General features: G+C 45.3%; 5 protein-coding genes. 4 read left to right on the forward strand and 1 reads right to left on the reverse strand.

The genetic code is table 11. The features are described from left to right. Window positions 1–100 precede the first annotated feature (100 nt). From A3751_RS18585 to A3751_RS18595, 3 genes are all read left to right on the forward strand, one after another. Entirely contained in the window at window positions 101–832 is a 732-nt protein-coding gene (locus tag A3751_RS18585) for a 1-acyl-sn-glycerol-3-phosphate acyltransferase (protein WP_068458523.1), read from the forward strand. Window positions 833–1,105: 273 nt separating this feature from the next. Then, window positions 1,106–1,867 (forward strand): hypothetical protein, encoded by a 762-nt coding sequence (locus A3751_RS18590; protein WP_068458524.1) that lies wholly within the window; start codon window positions 1,106–1,108, stop codon window positions 1,865–1,867. Between the two features lie 205 nt (window positions 1,868–2,072). Further along, the gene (locus A3751_RS18595) at window positions 2,073–2,807 is read left to right on the forward strand and encodes a hypothetical protein (protein ID WP_068458525.1); all 735 of its coding nucleotides are present in this window, start codon (window positions 2,073–2,075) and stop codon (window positions 2,805–2,807) included. Here A3751_RS18595 and A3751_RS18600 read toward each other — a convergent pair. Beyond that, on the reverse strand, window positions 2,796–3,188 hold the full coding sequence (locus A3751_RS18600) for a hypothetical protein (protein WP_068465926.1): 393 nt from the start codon (window positions 3,186–3,188) through the stop codon (window positions 2,796–2,798). The two genes, A3751_RS18595 and A3751_RS18600, sit on opposite strands and share 12 nt — an antisense overlap. A gap of 261 nt (window positions 3,189–3,449) precedes the next feature. Between A3751_RS18600 and A3751_RS18605 the strand changes: the two genes are divergently transcribed. After that, window positions 3,450–5,123: an AMP-binding protein gene (locus A3751_RS18605; RefSeq protein WP_068458527.1), complete on the forward strand. Its 1,674-nt coding sequence runs from the start codon at window positions 3,450–3,452 to the stop codon at window positions 5,121–5,123. The last annotated feature ends 258 nt before the right edge of the window (window positions 5,124–5,381 follow it).

A 5,381-nucleotide genomic window follows, 5' to 3' on the forward strand; every position in this document is an offset into this window, starting at 1 on the left:
AAAGTCGTTAAATATATAAAATAACGATAATCGCACAGAGCTGCAGCCATTCGGGCTATACTGTGTTTTCCTCTGTTATCTAAAAGATCGTTGACTCCATATGCTAGTTTTTTTTCGCGTTTCCGTGTTTGCCATTTACTTTGTGATCGTCGCGATTTTTTGTGCTCTTGTTTGCCTTTTTCGGCCGTTTAATCCGAACAATAATCGCTTTGCAGCGCGCGCTTTCAGCTATGGTGGGCTGAAGATTCTGGGGCTAGAGGTGATTGTTGAGCATCCCGAGCGACTGAATGGTTTGAGTCAAAGCGTTGTTGTCGCGAATCATCAGTCAAATCTTGATCTTTTTGTTCTCGGCGGCTTGGTGCCATTACGCACCGCAAGCATCGGAAAAAGTTCCCTGAAGTGGATTCCATTTTTCGGTCAGGTGTATTGGCTCGCAGGTAATGTCATGATCGATCGCACTAACGCAAAGCAGTCTATTGATGCAATGGATCAGGTACGAGCCGCGATCATCGAAGACGAGCGTTCAATTTGGGTGTTTCCGGAAGGTACTCGTAATCTTGGGCGAGGGCTTGGTGCCTTCAAAAAGGGGGCTTTTCATATTGCGATTCAAGCGCAGTGCCCAATATACCCTGTTGTTTCAAGCACTTACTCTGGTCGATTAAAACTAAATGAGCGCGCATCAGGTACTGTTAGAATTAGTCTTTTGCCGCCAATTGAAACCAAAGGACTAACGAAAGAGGACGTTACCGAGCTGATGCAGCGGGTACATTTGAGTATTGCTGAAGAGATTGCGCGACTTGATCGTCTTGTCCAGCAACCTGTTGATGAATAATTGGAAAGATTCTGTCGACAAAATGGACAATTAATCACAGTTTGTTACGATAACTTACGTATAATGTTTTTCTAGTTTGTTGTAGTTGAGAAACAGCTCAGAAGTGACAACGGTTTAGACGGTGAATTTTTCGCCTTCGTCAATGCCCACCTTATAAAAAAGTCACTCTTACATAACTACTATAAAAGAATAAATCGTCCACAAAAGCGTCTCAGCGTCTATCGCTGTTGAAGTGTGTCGTTTTGTACAACTTGGGAAGAGCAGAGTATGTCCATGAGTTTAGTTATTCATATGCTTGAGGTGTGTGTAGCCGTTCTGTCAGCGATGCTTGCTTGGCAAGTTGCCCGACAATATAAGCTTCAAGTCGATCGTTTTACCGAAGAAGCTTTGTCCGGCTTTTCGGCTTCTGCTGTCGTCACTCCGCAAGGTTTAACTAGCGGTACGTCTGATGAAGTTCAACGTAAAGAGCCTTTTATATCTCGGGAATCGTCAGCCAGAAGTCTTTCGCCAGGTATCAGTGACGAGCCACTGGCGAAAAAAGAAAGCGTCGAGTCTGCTGTTGATGCTAGACAAGGTGCATCGCATGTATCTGCTCAGATTTCAGGGAGTGTCCCGGAGAAGGCTGAGCAGGCAGGTTCGGCTCTAGATATTCTAGATGACTACATTGGTGGCTTCTTCGAAGATTCGGGTAAATCTGAAGTTGAGATCAAGGCTTTTCGCTCGGTAGGTGAGCAGGAAGTTGAAAGCTATTATCGATCCGACGCCGGCAATGACCATATTTCCGCGATTGCTCCTGCTGTCGATCTGACAAAGTACAAAGCGTCTACTGCTGATGCTGCGGAACAGATTCCTGTGCTGCGAACGCCAATCCCGGAGTCTTTAATCACGGAGCGTTTTCTAGAGCAAGTGAAAGAGCTTGATGAAGAGGTGATTTTGGTAGAAGAAAAGCAGCAAGTTGTTTCCAGAGAAAGCGTCATGTCAGACAAGGTTGTGCTTGCGATGCTTGATGAAGCCAAGTTGGTGGGAACCCACTAATCGTTCGTCATTTAATCTGACATTTTTTACCAAAAGAGAATGCGGGCGCCGAAGTGGCGCTCATTTTGTTTCCCCCCCCCCTTTTCTACATATTCCACTAAAGTTATTTAATTTAATCCCACGGTAAGGCTTAGCTCTGTGCTTCTGTCTTGTTCGCTGCTACTCTTCGCGCGTTCGAAATTGTTCATATATCTTCGGTAAGAAAATGCTCGACTCTCACATACATACGACACGGCTCGCTAAATCTGGCTTAGTCGATACTGCGTTTTGGGAAAGCTCCGAATGGGGTGCTTGGGTGATTGTGCATGTTGAGAATGTAGAGTCTATTTCAGCGGACGACATTTTGAGTGCTATTCGTAACGATGTAGAGCAGGGAGGCCCAGTTTGCCTTGCTACTCAAGCCTCGTTAACAACCCACTTAAATACGGGTGTTCAATCCATTCTCCAGAGTGGTGAAGGTAAAGTTTCTGTTTTAGCTTGTCGCTTCGACTCATTTCATTACGAATTATGTCTGTCTGGCTCTGCATGCGCTTTTCTTATTGATCAAGAGGGAGGGGTAACTGATTTAACGCCGGATGCCGTTTCTCAGAGTGAGCCTGAAAAAGTATCCCGCATCCTTGGCGATATGCATCAAGCTGAATCACTTGTGCTTTCTGCGGATACCTTGTCGATTGAAATGATCAGCGATGTGGGTGCGGAGTCGAATGGTGCAGAGCTGATCATTGAGCATGTTGTGCGACAAGCGCGCAGTCGCAATGTGCAGCTCAAGGCTCCGATGCTTGCGGTGCGCTATCAAGACGACATAGGAGAGTTTCAACGAAGCGATTTTTATCATCGCTCACCGATTGACCGCTCACGCTATATCCGCAACTCTTCAGCAAGACCGCTTTTCTTGTTGCTTGTGTTGCTCGCTTTAAGCGCAATACTCTTAGTTCTTTAAGTAGGATTTGCGAAGTCGATAGCCAATCGCTGCCTTGTAAAGAACATAAACGAAGCCGATAACAAAGCCACTAACAACAAGTGTGAGCGCCGTAGTTTCAACTTGTGTCACGCTTGTATCACTGCTGCTTAAAACGTATTCATATAAAAGATAAAGGCTAAGGGACAAGCCAATCAGGCTAGTCATTAGCTGGCTCAACAAAATTCCGTTGGTCGGAATGTTGTCGTGGTGATGGCACTTCAAACACAAATAGTTATCTGTGTAGTCTGGCTCACCTTCTTGAACGGCTGAAATCATAGATCCTTCACCACACCTGATACACGTGTATGGCGACTGCAAAGTATCCATATGCTCCGCTGATACGAACTGAGAGTGGTTCATATCCTCTCCTTAAGCTTATGGTTTTATTGTTATTAATTTACAGGTACAGGTTACCAAAAAGACAAACCTAAACAGTGATATAGTCGATGTTTGTTCGCATCTCAAGTTTGCGGTTAAAAATCACGCTTTTCTTAGCTTGTTTGTTTTCAGTTTTAGATTGCGTTTAAGCTGCGCAGAAGGCATATCTTTTTTCTTTTAGTGCTTTTATTATGAGGGTGCATCGTACATCTCTATTCAAATAATAAACAAAGGAAGGGTCGCATGGGTGTGGGTTCAAAACTTTCGTTGCCGTTGGAGCAGGCTTACAAGTGGGAAAGGGCGAAAGCCGATGAATTGTATCTGACGCAACCGATGGGGGAAGGTCAGGTTCAAGAATATACTTGGAACCGAGCAGTCGGCGAAGCACGCCGCATGGCTTCGTATCTTAAATCTCTTGAGTTACCTCCTAAGAGTAACATTGCCATTCTTTCTAAGAATTGTGCGCACTGGATTATGACTGATTTGGCGATATGGATGGCGGGCCACGTGACAGTCCCGCTTTACCCCACGCTTAATTCTGAAACCGTTCGCTATATTCTCGAGCACAGTGATTCCAAGATTCTGTTCGTTGGTAAGCTCGATGAATGGGACGAGATGAAACCCGGGGTACCCGCCGATCTTCCATGTATTTCCTATCCTCTAAGCCCAGAGAACGACTTCCCAAGTTGGGATGAGATCGTCACTGATCATGCGCCTTTAAAAGAGGAAACTCAGAGGGATGCGCAAGAGCTAGCTACTATCGTGTACACCTCAGGCAGCACCGGAAAGCCGAAAGGCGTGATGGTTTCATTCGAGGCGATGGCCATTGCAGCGAAAGGCGTGGCAGAGGCGCTAGAGATGAAAGATACGGAGCGCATGCTCTCTTACTTGCCTTTAGCGCACGTTTTTGAAAGGTATGCCGTAGAGCAGGCCTCTCTCCATATTGGCTTTCATGTGTATTTTGCTGAAGCGTTGGATACATTTCTGCAAGATTTACAACGAGCTCGCCCGACAGTGTTTATTTCTGTTCCGAGGTTATGGGCCAAGTTTCAATTGGGCGTTTTTCAAAAGATGCCGCCCGAGAAGCTGAAGTTTCTCCTTAGTATTCCAATCCTTTCATCTATCGTGAAAAAGAAAGTCCTTAAAAATCTGGGGCTTGATCATTGCCACTTTGCCGTTAGCGGATCTGCACCGTTGTCTGGTGAGATCATTAATTGGTATCGCGGTTTAGGGCTCGAGCTAATGGAAGGATATGGGATGTCAGAGAATTTTGCTTACTCNCATATTTCGTTACCTGGAAGATCTCGCGTCGGGTATGTGGGGGAGCCCTTGCCGGGAGTCGAGCAGCGAATTTCTGAGAAAGGTGAGATCGAGATACGCAGCCCCGCCTCTATGATGGGCTATTACAAAGATGATGAGAAGACACGTGAGTCATTTACAGAAGACGGTTTCTTGCTAACCGGCGATAAGGGCGAGATAGACGAGCTGGGCCGCTTGAAGATCACCGGACGTATCAAGGAGATCTTTAAAACCAGTAAGGGTAAATATGTCGCGCCAGCACCAATTGAGAATATGTTGATGGCCTCAGACGCTCTGGAAGTTGTATGTGTTGCCGGCGCTGAATGTCCTCAGCCTTATGCGATGGCTGTATTGTCGGAGCAATTTCAAGGGCAGCACAAAGACCCTTCTTTGAGAGAAAAACTTGAGCCAGCAATTGAAGCGCTAATCCAAAAAGTGAATTCACGCGTTGATCATCACGAGGCACTGCAGTTTATTGTTATCGTTAGTGATACTTGGGGTATCGAAAATGATTTCCTTACGCCAACAATGAAGATCAAGCGCGATGTCATTGAGAAGTATTATGAGAATAGAGTGACTGGCTGGCAAAAACAGAAGAAACCGATTGTTTGGGATTAATCTCAAGCGAATAGGCTTGCCGTAGCTCGAAAATGTGCGGAACATTTAAATTGCTTGTTTCAATTTTTAACGAGTCCTTTTATCATTCGCGATACTTTCGGAAAGTTAACAGTTTTCGACAACTAACAATTCAAATAAAGGCATTCAACCGATTATGACTGCAATTCAGAACGTGACGCTTCCTTTAGAATCTGTTTTTAAATGGGAAAAAGAACGCGCCGATAAAGTCTACATGACTCAGCCTATGGGCAATGGTGT

The sequence above is a fragment of the Oleiphilus sp. HI0080 genome (genome assembly GCF_001635135.1).

What these genes read in the sequence shown, in the direction of transcription:
- A3751_RS18585 (WP_068458523.1), top strand. Translation starts at nt 101, where the DNA reads ATGCTAGTTTTTTTTCGCGTTTCCGTGTTTGCCATTTACTTTGTGATC.
- A3751_RS18590 (WP_068458524.1), top strand. Translation starts at nt 1,106, where the DNA reads ATGAGTTTAGTTATTCATATGCTTGAGGTGTGTGTAGCCGTTCTGTCA.
- A3751_RS18595 (WP_068458525.1), top strand. Translation starts at nt 2,073, where the DNA reads ATGCTCGACTCTCACATACATACGACACGGCTCGCTAAATCTGGCTTA.
- A3751_RS18600 (WP_068465926.1), bottom strand. Translation starts at nt 3,188, where the DNA reads ATGAACCACTCTCAGTTCGTATCAGCGGAGCATATGGATACTTTGCAG.